11 protein-coding genes and 2 pseudogenes are annotated in these 19570 nt (G+C 37.3%); 10 read left to right on the forward strand and 3 right to left on the reverse strand.

Annotated elements, in window-relative coordinates; genetic code table 11:
- Positions 1-21 precede the first annotated feature (21 nt).
- Positions 22-891 (reverse strand): LysR substrate-binding domain-containing protein, encoded by an 870-nt coding sequence (locus tag BS34_RS0109900; protein WP_051640790.1) that lies wholly within the window; start codon positions 889-891, stop codon positions 22-24.
- Between the two features lie 116 nt (positions 892-1007).
- Here BS34_RS0109900 and BS34_RS0109905 point away from each other — a divergent pair, with 116 nt between their 5' ends.
- The 7 genes from BS34_RS0109905 (at position 1008) to BS34_RS0109940 (ending at position 12408) form a co-directional block, all read left to right on the forward strand.
- Entirely contained in the window at positions 1008-2045 is a 1038-nt protein-coding gene (locus BS34_RS0109905; RefSeq protein WP_029408361.1) for a YeiH family protein, read from the forward strand.
- Positions 2046-2470: 425 nt separating this feature from the next.
- Positions 2471-3625: an IS4 family transposase gene (locus tag BS34_RS0109910; protein WP_051640610.1), complete on the forward strand. Its 1155-nt coding sequence runs from the start codon at positions 2471-2473 to the stop codon at positions 3623-3625.
- Positions 3626-3881: 256 nt separating this feature from the next.
- Positions 3882-5522 carry a phosphoglucomutase (alpha-D-glucose-1,6-bisphosphate-dependent) gene (gene pgm / locus BS34_RS0109915; protein WP_029408362.1) on the forward strand — a complete coding sequence of 547 codons (1641 nt, stop codon included), beginning with the start codon at positions 3882-3884 and terminating at the stop codon, positions 5520-5522.
- Between the two features lie 67 nt (positions 5523-5589).
- Positions 5590-6498: a patatin-like phospholipase family protein gene (locus BS34_RS0109920; RefSeq protein WP_029408363.1), complete on the forward strand. Its 909-nt coding sequence runs from the start codon at positions 5590-5592 to the stop codon at positions 6496-6498.
- A 118-nt stretch (positions 6499-6616) separates the two neighbouring features.
- Positions 6617-7180 (forward strand): elongation factor P-like protein EfpL, encoded by a 564-nt coding sequence (yeiP, locus tag BS34_RS0109925; protein WP_029408364.1) that lies wholly within the window; start codon positions 6617-6619, stop codon positions 7178-7180.
- Positions 7181-7586: 406 nt separating this feature from the next.
- A complete protein-coding gene (locus BS34_RS0109930) occupies positions 7587-10466 on the forward strand; it encodes a sensor domain-containing protein (protein WP_051640791.1) in 2880 nt (959 codons plus the stop codon).
- A 622-nt stretch (positions 10467-11088) separates the two neighbouring features.
- Positions 11089-12408 (forward strand): diguanylate cyclase, encoded by a 1320-nt coding sequence (locus tag BS34_RS0109940; RefSeq protein ID WP_029408367.1) that lies wholly within the window; start codon positions 11089-11091, stop codon positions 12406-12408.
- A 94-nt stretch (positions 12409-12502) separates the two neighbouring features.
- Here the strand turns inward: BS34_RS0109940 and BS34_RS0109945 are convergent, their stop codons facing one another.
- Entirely contained in the window at positions 12503-13969 is a 1467-nt protein-coding gene (locus BS34_RS0109945; RefSeq protein WP_051640792.1) for a TlpA disulfide reductase family protein, read from the reverse strand.
- Between the two features lie 328 nt (positions 13970-14297).
- On the opposite strand from BS34_RS0109945, the gene BS34_RS0109950 reads away from it, so the two are divergent.
- Together BS34_RS0109950 and BS34_RS0109955 are read left to right on the forward strand one after the other, a co-directional pair.
- Positions 14298-16049 (forward strand): bifunctional ornithine lipid synthase OlsF, encoded by a 1752-nt coding sequence (locus tag BS34_RS0109950; protein ID WP_029408369.1) that lies wholly within the window; start codon positions 14298-14300, stop codon positions 16047-16049.
- Between the two features lie 284 nt (positions 16050-16333).
- Positions 16334-19201 carry a methyl-accepting chemotaxis protein gene (locus BS34_RS0109955; RefSeq protein WP_029408370.1) on the forward strand — a complete coding sequence of 956 codons (2868 nt, stop codon included), beginning with the start codon at positions 16334-16336 and terminating at the stop codon, positions 19199-19201.
- A gap of 78 nt (positions 19202-19279) precedes the next feature.
- Here BS34_RS0109955 and BS34_RS12985 read toward each other — a convergent pair.
- Positions 19280-19459: pseudogene (locus BS34_RS12985) on the reverse strand (rhodanese-like domain-containing protein); the annotation flags it as partial.
- 8 nt (positions 19460-19467) lie between these two features.
- Between BS34_RS12985 and BS34_RS13240 the strand changes: the two are divergent.
- Positions 19468-19570 (forward strand): annotated as a pseudogene (locus tag BS34_RS13240) (type IIL restriction-modification enzyme MmeI); the annotation flags it as partial.

The raw sequence follows: 19570 nt of genomic DNA on the forward strand, positions 1-19570 counted from the left end.
AGGCCTGCAATTTTATTAAATTCAGCGAATAAACGCACGAATCCAATGAGTATTATGGCCTAGCTCAGGTAATAACAAGGACAGTGGCCTAATAATCCTGTCTTCTTCGGCAAGGTCACGCCATTCAATAGTTGGGGGTAAGGTTTCTATCGCCTGCTTTGATACTAAGGCAATACCTAAACCAACTCTTACAGATTCTTTTATTGATTCGGTGCTGTAAAGCTCGATTACAGGATCAATTTCAAAATCAAGTTTCTGTTTAAACGCCAATTCAATCATTTCTCGTGTACCAGAACCTGGTTCTCTTAGTATTATTTGATATTCTATTAACGATTTAAGCGTTATTTGCTCAACACCTGTTAATGGATGATTTTGCGGCATAATGACAATCAGTTCATCTTGTTGCCAAGTTATGGAGTAATAACCAGTATTTTTTATGCCACGCACCCGCCCCTCTACAAAAGCAGCATCTAAAGTAGTGATATTATTTAAAACTTTTTGAGTATTTCCCACCAAAACATCCACTTTTATCATTGGATAATTTTTATGAAATTGGGCAATTAATCTTGGTAAAGAGTAATTGGCTATAGTAGTTGAAGCACCTATTTTTAAGGTCACGACATTATCATTTTCTATCTGAGAACGAAATGTTTCTGCATCAATTAATAGTTTGGTTTGACGCTGTGCATAAGGTAATAAAGATAGCCCTAACTCGGTTAACTCCACCCCTGTGCCTTTACGCACATACAATGGTTCAGAAAATGATTCTTGTAAGCTTTTTAACTGACCTGATACTGCTGGTTGAGAGCGGTGTAAGGCTTCAGCGGCGAGTGAAATATTTTTTAATTCTGCCACCTTAGCAAAGGTGAGAAGGTAGTTGGCCTTAATCATCAGAAATTCCGATATTATATATAAATAAATAAGATTTAATTATATACAGACTCTTCTAAAATGTAACTCAATATCCATTCATTAACAACATCACTAAAAATTTAACGAGAAAAGTCATGAATTTATCTGCTCTGTCATTCCCAACAGGAGACGCTTTAAAAGGTATCTTACTGGTCGCATTATTTGCGATTGCCGCTCACTCCATTGCTCAAACAGGATTTATCACTCAACTAGGTTTAAGCCCGTTAATTGTTGGAATTTTGCTTGGCGCAATCTACGGCAATACATTACATCAACATATACCACTTGAATGGCATTCTGGAATTAGCTTCTCAGCACGTAAGATCTTACGTTTGGCGATTATTCTTTATGGTTTTTCTATTACATTACAAGAAATCGCTTCTATCGGTTGGCAGGGAATTTTATTAGCCGCATTGGTCATAACAACCATTTTGTCAGTTGGCTATATTATTGGTACTAATGTTTTAAAAATGGATTCAGAAACCGCATTACTTACTTCGGCAGGTAGTGCTATTTGTGGTGCGGCAGCGGTATTGGCAATGGAACCTGCAACCAAAGCCCAAGGCCACCAAACATCTGCTGCTGTTGCCACGGTAGTTGTTTTTGGAACCTTATCAATGTTTTTATATCCAATCCTAAATGATATGCATCTGTTTCAATTAGGCAATGAAGCAAAAGGACTTTATTTTGGTGCCACTATTCACGAAGTCGCTCAAGTGGTCGGGGCTTCAAGCATCTTACCGCAAAATGCGCAAGACTATGCGGTCATTGAAAAAATGACTAGGGTTCTAATGATTGTGCCAGCAATATTAGTAGTCAGCTGGTTAATGTCTCGTAAAAACACTGAAAATGAAAACAAAAAATCCTCTTTTGTGGCCGCAATTCCTTGGTTTGCCATTGCTTTTTTAGCCGTAGCTGCATTTAATTCATTACACCTATTACCAAAAGATGTCGTCAATTCTATTCATCATTTAGATACGTTTTTATTAACTATGGCAATGGTCGCTTTAGGGATGGAAACTCAATTCAGTAAAATGAAACAAGTCGGTGGAAAAGCATTTATTTTGGCGGCTATATTGTTTGTTATTCTGATTATTGGTGGTTACTTTTTGGTTAAATTACTTGGGATTTAGTCTAAAAAAAACTCTGATTCAATCAGATATTCTTTAAGCAGAAGTCATTTAAGCTATAACGATTTACCTTATGCAGTATGCTGAGATGAATACCCTAATTACCAGGCCTGGTAAAACCTAGAATTTGCGTATAAACCATTTTTAATACAATTTTAACTTTGGTTTTATACGTTTCTCTATTACGCTTACTAACATATACCAAAAGGTTCGCCAAAAACCGTGCAGGACCATTTGATGTTTTCAACCAGGCTCTCTAATTAAATAAGGTCACTTTAAGATCAAAAAGGGTATCACCCTAGCTAACTTACCAGGCCTGGCACTAGTGTCCGGAATAAATATTAAAAGCCTTGACAAAAAAGCCGTAACTCCTAGGATAGAAGTATTTCCACCACGAAATAGACTTCAAAAACAATGAGATTACGGCTATGTTTAACTCTACCCGATTTGCCCAATTTTTAAAACCCATTCGTACCACTTTTCAATCACTTGTTCATCAATATCAAACCGATAAACACGCCAAAGGGTTTAGTAGCTGGAATCAATTAGTCGCGATGATGTACGCACAACTTAGTGGCACTAAATCATTACGCCAGTTGGTTGAAGGGTTTAACGCCCAATCCTCTCACCACTACCACTTAGGCGTAAAAGAGCTGAAACGCAGCACATTATCTGAAGCAAACCGTAAACGCTCTGCTGATGTCTACCAAGCACTTTGCCAACAACTCATGGCTGGTGTGAATCGACAATTACGAAAAGAACTCCACGCTTTTACCTATCTAATAGACTCTTCTCCAATTCAACTGCTCGGTAAAGGTTTTGACTGGGCAGTACAAGGTTCTCGAGTCACAGGCTTTAAGCTGCATATGCAACTAGAACTATCCAACCAAGTCCCTGTTTGTTTTGAAATCACACAGGCCAATATTCCTGATATTACTCAAGCACGAGAGTGGAATTTAGAACCAGGTTCAACCTATGTGATGGATAAAGGGTACTTAGACTACCTCTGGTGGAAAAAGCTCAATGACCAAAAAATCCAGCTGGTCTGTCGTTTGAAAAAAAGAGCGGCAATTACCGTCATACAATCCTACGAACTCGATGAAAAAGCCCCTCATATTCTTGAAGACCAATGCATTGAGTTTAGTGGTTCAAGCCAGAAAAAACGTCTTGGTCAATTCCAGATGCGCCGTGTTGTTGTCAAACGTGACGATAATAAAGGTGAATTGGTATTGATTACCAATGACTTCGAGCGTTCAGCTCAAGAGATTGCCCATCTATACAAGCAACGCTGGCAAATTGAATTATTTTTTAAATGGATTAAACAACACCTCAAAATCAAAAGCTTCATTGGCCAAAACAGTAATGCTGTTCGTATCCAAGTGCTATCAGCCCTTATTGTGTATCTATTGATTAAGCTTGAACAGATGAAAAATAAGTCAGCAGAACCGTTGAGAGTAACGTTTTGGCGGCTTGCTCATGGGTTGTTTGAAAGACCTATTCAGCAGAGTGAATACTTTAGGCGAAAACAACAACGGGAAGAGTTTAAGAAATACCAACTTCCGCTATGGGAGGCTGGTATATGAATTGTGGTACTGAAATATTATTCCGGACACTAGTGCCAGGCCTGGTAGTTCCAATATTATTAAATCAATTTTTTTTAACTATATTCAAAACGATATTCATAAACTAGCTTAAAAAAATAACTTAACAACCAACTTTACAACGAATTTATTACCAACATTAATTTCAATCAACTTTTTATCTCATTTCGGTCACATAGTTGCCTAAAAACACGTAATATATGGACACAATCTTTTAACTTTTTAAAGTGAGAATAGCATGGCAAACTCTCCGTACGCTGGTAAAAAAGCACCTTACACTCTTTTAGAAAATATCCCTCTACTCATGGTGGATTATTACAACTTAACGCCTGATGCAAGTAACCCTGATCAAGCAGTCAGTTTTGGAACCAGTGGACACCGTGGTTGTTCAAGCAAAGCCACTTTTAATGAAAACCACATTGGGGCTATCTGCCAAGCTATTGTTAAATACCGTCGTTTACAGGGCACAGTGGGTCCAATGTTTATTGGTATGGATACTCACGCGTTATCCGAAGCGGCACACGCTACCGCTATTGAAGTTTTTGCCGCCAACGGTGTCAATGTCATTATTCAATCAAATGGTCGATATACACCCACTCCAGTAATTTCTAACGCCATATTAAGTTATAACGAAGGTCGTCAAGGTGGGCTTGCTGATGGTGTCATTATTACGCCATCTCACAACCCTCCTCAAGATGGAGGCTTTAAATACAACCCGCCAACCGGAGGCCCTGCTGATACCGAAGCAACAACATGGATTCAAAACCGTGCGAACGCTATCATCAACAATAACATGGCCGAAGTAAAACAACTCTCGCTCAACGAAGCGATGAGTTCAGAACGTGTTACCCCAACCGATTTAATCACCCCTTATGTTGAAAACCTAGATAAGGTTGTCAATATGCAAGCGATTAAAGAAGCGGGCTTAAAACTAGCGATTGATCCAATGGGCGGTGCAGCGGTTGATTTTTGGCAGCCTATTGCAGAACATTACGGTTTAAATTTAGAAATTATCAACCCACAAGTGGATGCGACTTTCTCATTTATGCATGTTGATAAAGATGGCAAAATCCGTATGGACTGCTCTTCACCTTATGCGATGGCAGGCTTAATTGATTTAAAAGACAACTACGATTTAGCGTTTGGTAACGATCCAGACGTTGACCGTCATGGAATTGTGACCAAATCGGTTGGTTTAATGAACCCTAACCATTATTTAGCGGTGGTCATTCAATACTTATTTAGTCATCGTCCTAACTGGCCTGCTAATGCCGCTGTTGGTAAAACACTGGTATCTAGCTCAATGATTGACCGTGTAGCGGCCGATATGCAGCTTAATTTAAATGAAGTTCCCGTTGGTTTTAAATGGTTTGTAGATGGTTTACAAACCGGCGAATTTGGTTTTGGTGGTGAAGAATCTGCCGGTGCTTCATTTTTACGTTTTGACGGTGGACCTTGGAGTACCGATAAAGACGGTATTATCTTGAACCTATTAGCCGCAGAAATTACCGCTGTTATGGGCAAAGATCCGGGTGAGCTTTATCAAGAACTGACTGAAAAATACGGCAACCCAATTTACAGTCGTATTGATGCTCCAGCAAACCGTGAACAAAAAGCGATTTTAAGTAACCTTTCGCCAGAAATGGTCAAAGCTGACACCTTAGCAGGTGAAGCAATTACCGCTAAACTCACACACGCACCAGGTAATGGTGCGGCAATTGGTGGCTTAAAAATTACCACTGAAAACGGTTGGTTTGCAGCTCGTCCATCAGGTACGGAAGATATCTATAAAATTTATGCCGAAAGCTTTAAAGATCAGACTCACCTAGATGCCATTTTAGAAGAAGCCAAAGCCATTGTTGCTGACGCTTTAAAATAAACCGCATTTATAAACCGTATTTAAAGACCTTTGCGCACTTCAACTACGAACTACCAGGCCTGGTCAAATGAAAAAACCCAGCATTGAAGCTAAAAAAATTTCATTGGTTTTAGGTAGTGGTGGTGCGCGTGGTCTGGCACATATTGGTATTATTCGCTGGCTAAAAGAGCATCACTACCAAATTCAATCTATCTCAGGCAGTTCAATTGGCGCATTAATTGGTGGTCTTTATGCTACAGGGAAATTAGACGACTTTGAGCGCTGGCTGAGTCAACTTTCAAAGTCTGATCTTTTAGCGCTGTTTGATATTGCTTGGGATCGTAAGGGATTAATTAAAGGTGACAAACTCCAAGCGGTCTTAAAAGACTTAATTGGCACACCCAAAATTGAAGAACTCCCCATCCCCTTCACGGCGGTTGCGACAGATATCAACAATGAAAAAGAAGTTTGGTTACAATCTGGAGACTTGCTAGAAGCCATGCGAGCCTCATACTCATTGCCGATGATTTTTACCCCAGTACAATATAAAGGCCTAACCTTAATTGATGGCGGTGTTCTCAACCCCGTACCCATTGCCCCGAGCTTTGGTCAAGATAGCGATATCACCATTGCCGTTAACCTTGGCGCAAAACCAAAACCCTCTGTAAGCATCGCTCCCTCACAAAACAAAGAGAGCAACCACTGGTTAACTGACGTTAATGAATGGATTCCTAATCTCAAAACCTTTTTTAGTTCTGAAAAACAGGCCTTAAACCAACCCTTTGATTGGGACGTTTACGACATAAGTAACAAAGCTTTTGACAGTATGCAAAGCAGCATTGCCCGCCAGCAACTGGCCGTTTATCCACCCGATATTCTTATAGAGATTCCCAGAAATGCCTGTGGAATGTTGGAATTTACCCTGATTGAAAAAATGGTAAAACTCGGTTATGACACCGCCCAACAAACCTTAGGGAGCCAACAACACTCAGATTAAAAATCGCTTGCATTACCCAGTAAAACTCTTGAAAATAGTGCCCTATTTTCTATGCGCTTTTAATAAGATTTGTTGGCAAACATGCTCTGTAAGCGCCCAAACATGTAAAGGAATTACCATGCCGAGAATCAATGAACTTAAAAAAGGCAGTGTTGTTGAAATCAACGGCGTACCGCACATCGTTAAAACATATGATGTAAGAAACCCATCTTCTCGTGGTGCATCCACCATGTATAAAGTACGCTTTAACAATTTAAAAACAGGGCAAAAGGTCGACGAAACATTTAAGGGCGAAGACATGATTAAAGAGGTCGAAACCACCAAAGTTTCAGTTATGTACTCTTATATTGATGGTGATAACTATGTCTTTATGAATAACGAAGACTATAGCCAATACCTGTTAGGCGCGGATGAACTTGAAGATGAGCAAAAATACATTACCGAAGGTTTATCTGGAATTACCGCCTTACTATATGAAGACCAAATACTAGCGGTTGAATTGCCAACAAATGTAGATTTAGAAGTGGTTGAAACCAACCCTGGAACAAAATCGACAGGGGCGGGCAGAACCAAACCCGCTAAACTTTCAACCGGCTATGAAATACAAGTTCCCGAATTTATTGAGCCAAATGAAATCGTAAAAGTGAGCACATTAACAGGTAAATTTCTTTCAAGAGCTTAGTTCAGACTGGCTTTACACTAAAGCCAATTAAATCTAGCAATCTACTAATCTACCAGGCCTGGTAGATTATAATAGATAGATAAGGGATTGCCTTAAATCCATAGCCTATCAACACGTTAACTAAACAGTATATAACCTACTGTCATTTGCCATTTACAATCGTCAGAATACGTCCCGATATGCGTCTTAGTATGCGTCTTAGTATGCCTCTCAGTATATAAACTTAAAGCATAAGCTTTATCTTACTAACAAAACTCATCATGACATAAGTATTATCCCTGCATAAAGTATTTTTCTTCTAAATCTAAATCAACTTTTCTGCTATTTATCAAAAACCTTGTGACCATTACTGTATTTTAATTGACACATCTTAAATACGGATAACAAACAGGGAAGTTGGTTAAACTTGAAAACACTAAATACCATAATCAGCAACGCAGGCGATGACGAAAACAGCCATTTAAAAGAACTTTTAAACTTCACTTTAGAAGGTAGCCAAGATGGGGTTTGGGATTGGAACGTTGATACTAATGAAGTCTATTACTCACCACGCTGGAAAGCCATTTTAGGCTATCAAGACGATGAACTTATTGCCAATGATTTTACCTGGGAAAGCCTACTTCACCCTGATGACATTGCAGCAGCCAAAAACTATAACCAAAAATTTCTGCAAGGTAATCAATCGAGTTATGAAGCTAATTTTAGAATGCGTCATAAAGACGGTCATTATGTGCCAATATTATCGCGCGCTAAAAAGAGCGTTTTTCACGATCCTTTAACCAATAAAAGCTCTACTCACTTAATTGGTATCCATATCGATTTAACTAAGATTATTACGATACAAGAACAACTCCAACAACAAACTGAACTTACTAACACCTACCTTAATAATACCTCAGCAATTATGTTAGCTTTAGATGTAAATGCAAATGTCACAATGCTTAATAAAAAAGGTGAGGAAACTTTAGGAGTGAGTGCCGCCTCCTTAATTGGTCAATCTTGGTTTGAACTGTCTTTAATGCCACCAGAAATTCATAAAAATATACTTAATACCTTTAACGATTTTATTCACCAAAGAATTGAATTAAATGAATCTATTGACCATGAACTTATTACTAAAAATGGTGAACGCAGAATGTTTACCTGGAGTAATGCCCTATTAAAAGACAAAAATGGTCAAGTCATTGGTACATTAAGTTCTGCCATTGATATTACTGAACATTATAAGCTTCAAGAAAAACTCAAGAAAAATGAAAATTTACTAAAAAACGCACAAAAACTTGCCAAAATTGGGCACTACACCTTAGATATCCTAGACGAAAAATGGAATTGTTCAGAAGAAGTTAATGTTATGTTTGGATTAACGCCAAGTTATCCAAAAACCATAAAGAGTTGGTTAGCAATCATTCACCCTGACCATCAAAAAATGATGAAAGAGTATTTATACCACGAGGTAATTTGTGAGAGGCAAGCTTTTGATAAAGAATTTAAAATCATTAATCAGCTCTCTAAAAAAAGCCTATGGGTGCATGGTATTGGAACGTTAAAACTGGATGAACAGGGTAATCCCATTGAACTATTTGGCACCATTCAAAATATCTCAAGAATCAAGCGAACTGAAAAAAGAATCACCTTAGCTTCAAAAGTCTATAAAAATGCCCATGAAGGCATTATTGTGACCAATAGCCAAGGCAAAATTATTGATGTCAATATCGCTTTTTCAAATATTACCGGGTTTAGTCGAAAAGAGGTCTTGGGTAAAAACCCTAATTTGCTAAGTTCAGGCATTCATCAAGAAGAATTTTATAACAACTTATGGAATACCTTACTCAAAAACGGTAGCTGGGAAGGTGAAATATGGAACAAAAGAAAGAACGGTGAAATTTACCCTACGTTCATTCGCATAAGTACAATAAAAAACGAAAACGACGAGATACTAAATTTTTTAGCTCTATTTTCTGACATTACCGAACAAAAGAATAATGAGCTAAAACTTAAAAAGATGACTCATTTTGACTGTTTAACAGGCTTACCTAACCGAACCATGTTTACAGACATTTTAACGAGTGCAATTAGTGATGTAGATGCTAAAAAAAGTACCCTCTCATTAGCCTTTTTAGATTTAGATGGTTTTAAACAAATTAATGATACTTTAGGCCATGAAATAGGTGACCAAGTATTAAAAATCATTAGTACTCGTTACATACAAGATGCACGTGATACCGACATAGTGGCTCGAATTGGGGGTGATGAATTTGTCATTTTACTTAAAGAAATAGACAGTATTGAAGAATCCATTAACATCTACGAACGTTTTTTAGAAGCGACCAGAAAACCCATCGTCATTGATGGCCATAAACTGCAAATAAGTTGTAGTATTGGAATTTCTTACTACCCTCAAACCCTGCCTGTTGATTCTGGTCAATTGATTCGACAAGCGGATAATGCCATGTATCAAGCAAAGATTGCTGGTAAAGACAGTTACCATATTTTTGATGACGTACAAGATCAAATCGCCAGAGAACTGCATCAAAAGATTATCGCCATCAATCATGCTATCACGCACGATGAACTTGTTCTCTTTTATCAGCCAAAAGTAGATATGCCTTCTCAAAACATCATAGGGGTTGAAGCACTTATTAGGTGGCAACATCCTGAAAAAGGCTTATTACCCCCAATAGAGTTTTTACCTGCTATTGAAAAAAACAGCACTTCTATTTACCTAGATAAATGGGTCATTGAGCACGCATTTTTTCAGGCAAAACAGTGGATTTTAAAAGATATTGCAATCCCTATCAGTGTCAATATTGGAGCACAAATTTTACAGAACTTTAAACTCATCGAATTCTTAGAAAAGATGATTGCAAAATACCCGAAAGTCCCAACTAAGTTAATTGAACTTGAAGTGCTTGAAACCAGTGCTTTGGAAGACATGCACCACGTTTCTATTATTATGCAAACTTGTCAAGATTTAGGCTTCAAGATATCCATTGATGATTTTGGAACAGGATATTCATCATTAGAGTATCTTAAATCGCTTTCAGCATCCTACTTAAAAATTGACCAATCTTTTGTACGCGATATGCTGATAGATAATGGCGATTTAGCCATTTTAAAAGCGGTCATTGGGCTTGCGCAGGCGTTTGATATGCAAACTATTGCAGAAGGGGTTGAAACCGAAGAACATAGTAAAGAGCTCATAAAGCTTGGCTGTAATATAGGACAAGGTTACGGAATTGCTAAACCGATGCCAGCGCAAGCCCTTCAAGAGTGGTTAAAACACTAAAATTAAAACAACCAGGCCTGGTTACTTTATTTAGAGAACTAGGTTGACACAGAATCACGAACGCTCTCTAAAAAACCGAAAGAGTTCTACTACTCACCAATTAAATGGTGGATTTCTTCTGATGTTAGCAATGATTGAGAGTAATGAGACTCCCCTGAAATACGAAACATTTCTCTACGATTAGTCCCTTTGCGACGCTCCAAACCAAGCGAGGTTTAAAAATAGATTTAACCCACAAAGCAATTGAACGTAATTGCCATAGTGATTGCCTCAAGTCCATTCTTCTTTCATCATCTATACGTCGGTCTGGCCAACGATTTACCATCCTTGATGGATCTCTTTTTTGTGCATTTTTATATGCATTTAAATTTTTATTGTTGCCCATAATAATTATTAATTTAATTCAATTATTTTTAAAAAAATACCATGTTTTGCATATGGTTAAAGAGTTATTCAATCATTAACAACTCTATTTAACCAAATAATGATGCTTTAAATAAATAAGATAAACTTCGTTTAAATATTGCACTTATTACTTGAAAGCACGCCTAATTAAAAATGGCATTAAAATCACAAATATATTAGTATCAAAGAGACTATCTTTGAGGTGTAAAACATATAAATGTCATACTTAGCGAATAAAAATCATAATAAAACCATAAATAAAACGCCTCTCTATGGACTTGCTATTTTATTATTGAGTTGTTATTTTATTATCTCCGTAACTCTTTACCACCAAATGAAAAAAACCACTATCGACAGCGAACTAAATGATTTACAAAATCACATTCTTTTCCAAAAATCCATGCAATTCTACATTAATAACAAAATAAAGCCGGTTATTTACGAATTTCAAAAACAAAAAAAAATCTCTCGGGATTATTTTAACCCTCAGATTTTATCAGGCACTTACATTACTAGAAACATCTTCCAATTATTTAATAAAAAATTAGAAAGTAATGAACAGTTTAGCTGGCAATATCGATTAGCCGCAAGCAATGCACGCAACCCCCTAAACCAAGCCACCCCAGAAGAACTTAAATTACTAAAAAAATTCAATCAAGATAGAACTCTTCAATACGTTAATCAAATTAAAACCATTGATGGTCAAGAATTCTTATATTTTGCTGCCCCTTTTAAGCCCAACAACGCTAGCTGTTTAAGATGTCACGGCGACCCAAAATCAGCACCAAAAGAATTATTAGATAGATATGGTAACGTCAATGGTTTTCATGAAAAAATAGGAGATATCCGCGCCTTTACAACCTATCAACTCAAACTGTCAGAAATCATGAAAACACACAATAAAAGCTTCATCATCATTAGCTTTATTCTGTTTTTGTTTTTGTTGCTCCTCTATGCATTGGTCAGCTGGGTATATTTAACAGAACAACGAAAAAAGCAATTAATTGCTAAACAAAAAGCAGAGCTTGAATATATTGCCAATCATGATTTTTTGACAAAATTAAAAAACCGTCACGCTCTAAATCAAGATTTTTCTATTATTTTAAAACAGCTAAAAAATGCACCCGCACATCTTTCTAATCTTTGGATAATGATGCTGGATATTGATTTCTTTAAAAAAATAAACGATGATTTTGGACATGATACGGGTGATTTAGTATTACAAAAACTTGGTGAGATTCTTCTCCAAGAAATCCAAAACTTTGAATATGCCGATGCTTACCGCTTAGGAGGAGAAGAGTTTTTGGTGATTATTAGGAATACGGATGCTCAAATCGTTCAGAAACTATATGAAGATATTGCTAATTCACTGCTTCTTGCAGACATTCCAGCCTTAAAGAGAGAAATTAAAATATCAGGAGGTGCAACAAAGGCGCTGCTGACTCAAGATCATCAGTACGATATTTTAAAACGTGCCGACAATGCCTTATACCTTGCCAAACAACAAGGTCGGGAACGATTAGTCTTTGATTCTTAGACCATATTCAAACCAATCTTTATGCGCTAAACAAGCTTTACTAAGAGACCTTTTCACGAGAGTAAATACCGCTATAGAGAACTTATTCAGCCCCTTATTCAACCAATAATGCCTCTATTTTAGTTAAGTGTTGCAAGTCATCCCATTGCGTTGCGCCAAATAAAGCAAAACGTATTTTTCCATTCTTGTCTATTAAATAGCTACTAGGGTAAGCAAATACCTTCCAATCTTTAACCGCCTTAGCGTCACTATCAAGTAATACTGGAAAATTCACCGGATGCTCTCTTAAAAAAGTTTGAATGGTGTTTGAATCCTCGCCTAGATTTACCGCTAAAATCTCAAACTTACGGTTTTTAAAATGGGTTTTTAACCTTGCCATTGAAGGCATTTCATGAACACAAGGCGGGCACCAACTTGCCCAAAAGTTAACCAAAATTACCTTACCCTTTTCAGCCGTTAAATCATAATTTTTACCGTTAATGGCTGTTAAATTTAAGGCTAAATCCTGCGCACCTTTATAGGCTGATAATTGCAAGCTTTTGCTTGCTTTAGGCTGCGAATTATCTTTATTTAGATTTTGATTTACCTCATGACTAAGCTTATTATTAACCGTATTATTAACCGTGATATGAAGCGGTTTAATTAATCGATTTTTACTCAAATAAGCTAGTTGCAAACGCATTGCTTGGGCTAGGGTATTTGCGAGTGTTTTTGCTCGCTGATTTTCAATCTCCAAAGCGTCTTCTCTAAAATAAAAACGATCTCTTACATCAGGAATAATCTGGGTAAAGACATCACTCCCCGCTTGCTGAAGCTGCTGATTAAGTTCATTTAAACGCCACTTCCAGGGAGAGAGTTCAGCTTGAATTACACTAACGGGTAAATTGACATTACCACTTTGTGGCCAATAATCGGCTACCAGGCCTGGTAAAGGGGTTTGTAGATATAAATTGGGGTTAATCAAAATTAAACCCAAATGATTAATTGGCTTTTGCAGAATACTCTGCAAGCCTCTTACCGCAATTTGTGCCGCTTTATTTGGTGCGATAATCCAAACGGGTATTTTTTCATCCGCAGCCCCTTTTGCCCTTTGTGCCCTTTGTGCTTGAGTAATAAGTTGCGCGGTCCATTGCGGGTTAATTTTGTCTACGGCGCTTGGCGTGGGAGATAAAAACAGAGCTTCATAAAAATCTACAAACCAAGATTCAATGCCTAACTTAGCTAACTGCTGAGCAACTACTTTTTCTTGCGGTAACACGCCATATTCAGAGGGTAGCCACACAACTCGCGCAATGGGTTGCGAGGGTTGTTTTACCCCTAGTTTTTCTGTTTTAAAATCAGAACTACCAGGCCTGGTATCTTCGCTTGGTAAATTTGCATTTATAATTTCAATCGTTAAGGTGTTGTCATTAACATCAATATCTAAAGACTCTTGAGCATAAGCTGACGTTAGGCTAAAAATTGAACTTAAACCGATTACTCCAAATAATAGAAACCAGACCCTAGCAAATGAAATATTAAGTCTGTTTTTAACATGTCTATTTTTTATATGACTATTCAAAATAACCCCTCTAAAACTCCTGGCACTTAATGACATAAACACGCAATAGATGCAAAGGTCTCACTAAATTAATAAATCCGCACTTTTAAGTAATGATTTTTAATATCTTAACAAAGAACTCGTTTTCTCGCTTTCTCTGCCCCCTGAATTCATAGCTCATCCAAAACCTTGAACTCTCTACTAATCATTTACCATTTAACGTTTAGCATTCAAAGACTCTTGGTTCAAAAAAGCATCATCGGCCTGTCACATTCTTGTCAAGTTCGTATTTAATAATGTTCGAGTTAAATCCATCCAACCATCACCAAACCAGGTCGTAATAAACACTATGCTAGATATTGAAGCCACTATTAATGAAAAATTTCCTGAACTTCACAATAAGAAAACCGGAAAACTTGCTATTAGTTTAATCAAATCACTTGCGCATGAAAACGAAATCAATGCCTTTATAGAAACCCATCAACATTTAAAAGGTTTTGCCTTTCTTGATGAAGTATTAAACTTTTTCAATTTTAGCTACAAAGTTAACTCTAAAGGTTTAGAACGCATTCCGGCTCAAGGTCGTGTGATTATGGTGGCCAATCATCCAATAGGCTCTTTAGATGGCCTAGCATTATTAAAAATGGTACGTACCGTTCGAGCAGACGTCAAAATTGTAGCCAGTGATTTACTGAACAATATCGCCCCCTTAAAGTCGTTGTTTTTAGGGGTAGATAATCTGACCGGAAAATCTGCTCATAAAAGCCAGTTTAAAAAAATCCTTGCCGCACTCGAAAACGAAGAAGCGGTCATTATTTTTCCAGCGGGAGAAGTCTCTAGAATTCGCCCTAATGGCGTGCGTGATGGTAAATGGAAAGCCGGTTTTTTAAAGCTCGCTGAAAAATCTAAAGCTCCCATTCAGCCTATTTATATTGATGCCCGTAATTCATCGCTTTTTTATGCCTTATCTACTTTATATAAACCGCTAGGCACCATGATGTTGGTAAAAGAGATGTTTAATAAAAAACATCAAGAAATTCAGTTTTTTGTAGGCAAACAAGTTCCGTGGAAAGCCATTGCTGAAATAGATACGCCCCCTAAACAGCTAGCAAATCAGTTTCGTAAACACCTCTATAAACTAGACAAAGAAACCAAAGCGCTTAAAAAAGGCAAACAACCTGCTTTTATCACAGAAGAAACCATTGCTCCTCCTGTAAATAGACAAAGCCTAAAAAAAACTCTAAATAAATCTCCGCTACTAGGTCAAACTCAAGATGGTAAAAAAATCTATCTTTATGATTTTGAATCGGATTCACCTGTAATGCATGAAATTGGGCGCTTACGAGAACTTACTTTTAGAACAGTAGAAGAAGGTACCGGCACTTCTATGGATTTAGATGCCTATGACAATCAATATCGTCATCTGGTGTTATGGGATGAAGAAGATTTAGAAATTGTTGGCGCTTATCGTTTGGGGGAATGTGCCAGCCTTATTAAAAATAACAAGGGCAACAAACAAGGCATTAACAACCTTTACACCAGTACATTATTTAACCTAAAACCCGAAATAGAAAACTACTTGCCTAACGCCATTGAATTAGGTCGCAGTTTTGTGCAACCTAAATATTGGGGTAAGCGCAGTTTAGACTACCTATGGTACGGTATTGGCGCTTATGTGGCACAACACCCCAATATAAAATACCTATTTGGTCCGGTATCACTAAGCGATGCCTACCCACAAAATTCAAAAGAACTCATTATTGGTTTTTATCAACAGCAATTTGGATCTAAACAAGGTTTAGCCGAAGCCATTCGCCCCGTTAAACTGAGTAAAAATAATCAACAAATTGCTGAAGAAGTCTTTAATGGTGACTACAAAGAAAGTTACAAAAAACTGAATGCTCTGCTCGACTTAGAAGGTGTAAAAGTACCCACTCTGTTTAAGCAATATGCCGAAGTTGCTGATGACAAAGGCTGTAGCTTTATTGACTTTAGTATAGACCCAGACTTTAACGACTGCGTGGATGCGTTAATACTCGTTGAACTAGACAAATTAAAACCTAAAAAGCGTGAAAGGTATTTAAAACCTATCAAAGCGTAAAACACGGTTTAAAAAGCAGATTTTATCAAACAGATAAATTGGTTTATTTGCTTGCTACCTATAACTGGCAATCGACTCTGGCAACTGACTCTGGCAATATACTCTAACTTGATAAACTAACCATACAAATGAATGGCAACTTTCAAGTCATCTATATTTTGTCATAGTCACTAATTTAAACAAAAAACACTTAAATTACATTTATATCAATATAAATGTAATTCTTGCACACTTATTGCTTTCACTTTATTTACCTTAATTTAATTATTTTTCAGGAATGCATCATGCAAGAATCTGTTCGCCTTATTGCTCGTGTTGATGCCAATGGCATTATTCAATATATCAATCAAGAATACCTAAGTTGGGTAGGCTACGATTCCCAAGAATTGGTAGGTCGACCTACAGCCATTCTTAGAGCTCCCAACTTGCCTCCAATTATACAAGATACCATTGCTGACCAATGCCAGAAAAACCTACCTGTAAGCTTTCCAGTTTGTGAAGCAAAAAAAGATGGTGAGGTTTACTGGACCGACATGCGTATTCAACCCATTCATGAAAATGGCCAATATCTTGGTTATACCTCTGTAAAACGCATTATTACAGACCCAAAAAAAATTCAACAAGCTGAAGCTCTATATCAAAAAATCAAAAATAAACAGCTCGTATTTTTTAGTGGTAATTGGGTAAGCGCAACTAAACACAAGATATCTTCTGTTTTTGGATTTCAAAAAGCCTCATTAAATCAAAAAATAATTTCTATAACTCTCTTAGTTTCAGCATTAATCCTAGGACTTGCTTTTGCTTACATGCAAAGCAATAAAATCATTATTGAAAAGCACGCGGCTGAAAACTATTCAAAAAGCATTGCCGATTTAATTGACAGTGAAATGCGTAAGAAAAAGGACATTGGTTTAACCAATGCCATTGGAATTACTCACACAAAAGAAATTCAAAATGCCACAGTAAATATGGACCAAAAAGCTTTACGTAAAGCTTTATCAGGAATTAGTGCCGAATACAAAGCGATGAGCCCATTGAAAAATGTAAAAATGCATTTTACCAATGAAAATAGCATCTCTTTTTATAAATCTTGGAAACCATTAGACAAACAAGTTATTTCCGACCTTTCTAACCGAAGCTATCTAAAACAACTGGCGAAAGAACAAAAGCCACAAGTTACTCTAGCCATAAGCTCTGTAGGTTTTAACATTAAATCGATTATTCCCATCATTAAAGATGGCCAATTTGAAGGTGGAGTTGAGTTTATTCAAGGTGTGGGATCTATTCGCCGAGATCTTAAAACAAGAGAACGTGCATACATGGTTGGTATATCAAAAGAATACGCTTTAGCTGGAGATAAATATCGTCAGAAAAACGCCAATAATATTCCTATTTCTGCGGATAAAAACTGGGTTGTGGGTAGTAACAAAAGTTTTTCAATGGAAAATTCAGGAGACCAAATTAACGCCTTGCGTAAAGTTAATATCAATAAACTCTTTGAACAAGGTTATTTAGTCACAGACAAATACTTTCATTTTGCAAAACCTATTTATGACAGTACAAATAAACTAATGGGTTATCACATAGTAAGCGAAGATATTGCCAAATTTAATGTCATTCTTGCTCAACAAGATAAAGTAGCAGAATCGGCTTTTTATCAGGTACTTTTTTCGCTGATTTTAATGATGATGATTATCCTTGTTCTACTATGGATTATGATCATAAAACCCATTCGCCAAACTCAAAAAACAATGGATAATTCAGTCAAAAACTCAGATCTTTTTGCCCGTATTCACACCTATGGCAATGATGAAATCGCTCAAATGGCTACAGCATACAACCGTCAGTCGATGCTTTCACAGGTAGCTATTGCAGAGATTCTTGCTGGTCGTTTAGACTATTCTATTGAATACCCTTTTCAATCAGACTATGGAATTTTACAAGGGCGTATCAATGAGACCAGTCGCTCATTAAAAGAAACCTTTCAAAAAATTGGTGAAGTTATGTTCGACCTACAAGAGGGTGAATTTAATAAAGAACATCAAAATAACTTACACGGTGCTTATGCCAAAGTGGTGGATGATTGCTTAATTTCAATGCAAACCATCTCAACTGCTTTCATAGAAATAAACCAAGTAATGGATTTTGCCGCGCGTGGTAAATTTGACGAGCGAATTCAAAATATCGCTAAAGGTGACTTAGCGAAACTGCAAGAAAACTTAAACAAAACCCTAGAACACATTGAAACAGGCTTTAACAATATTGTTGAAGCCGCACAACGTATTGCACAAGGCGATTTAACCCAACCTATTACCCATAAATACGAATTTACTGTTGAACAAGCAAAACAGGCCATTAACCAAAGTATTAATGGTTTAACGGAAACGCTATCACAAGTTACGGATATTTCAGTCCAAGTTAGAGAAGGAGTAACAAGCGTTGCCGAAGGTGCTCATAACTTAAATAGTCGCACCCAAGAACAAGCGGCAACTTTAGAAAAAACCTCTGCTGCAATGGAGCAAACTAACTCGCAAATTCATAACAACTTAGATAACACAAGAATGGCCACCTCTATTGCCGAAACTCAGAGTAACATGCTTCAAGATGCCAACGCTGTAATGGGCGATACTAAAAACTCAATGAACAATATTCAAGAAGCCTCAAATAAAATTAAAGAGATTACAGGTTTAATTGATTCAATTGCATTCCAGACCAACTTATTAGCGCTTAATGCCGCAGTTGAAGCGGCAAGAGCGGGAGAACACGGCCGAGGGTTTGCCGTAGTGGCAGGGGAAGTAAGAAGTCTTGCTGGAAAATCAGCCGAAGCCGCTAAAGACATTAGCCGCTTAATTGAACAAACATCCAATGCCATTAACGTTGGGGTTGGCCAAGTTGATAAAGTAGGTAATTCTTTACTACAAGTGACCAGTGAAACCCAAAAAATGCTTGGTATTGTGAGAGAAGTCTCAACCGCTTCACAAGAGCAATCTCAAGGTGTGAGTGAAATCAATGACGCCATTACCACTATTGACAATAACACTCAACAAAATGCTGCACTGGTAGACAAAACTTCCACCACAGCAGAATCTTTATTGGATTCATCACAACAGCTACAAAATTCAGTCAGCTCGTTTAAATTACAACGTAGATAAAACAAAAATCAAAATTTACCAGGCCTGGTAATCGTTCAACTTTACCAGGCCTGTTTATTTTTATTTAAGCTTTAAACGTTAACAAACGTTACCTTCTTGAAATCCTGGATTCCATGGGTGATCTAGACGAATTAAGCCATTATCAACAGGCGGTACAGAAATATCACCGTTACACTGTTTCCAGGCACTAAAACCACCGGCTAAATTAACCACATTTTTGTAGCCCATTTTAACCATAGTATCTACCGCTAAGGCTCCACGCCCACCACAAACTCGATAAAGCGGTCGATAAACTCTACCAAGCCAAAGGCTTTAAAACCCCACTAGAAAGAGTCAAACACCTATTTGGGCGCTACAGCCAACTCACGG

The sequence above is a fragment of the Thiomicrorhabdus sp. Milos-T2 genome, from assembly GCF_000702325.1.
GTDB lineage: Bacteria > Pseudomonadota > Gammaproteobacteria > Thiomicrospirales > Thiomicrospiraceae > Thiomicrorhabdus.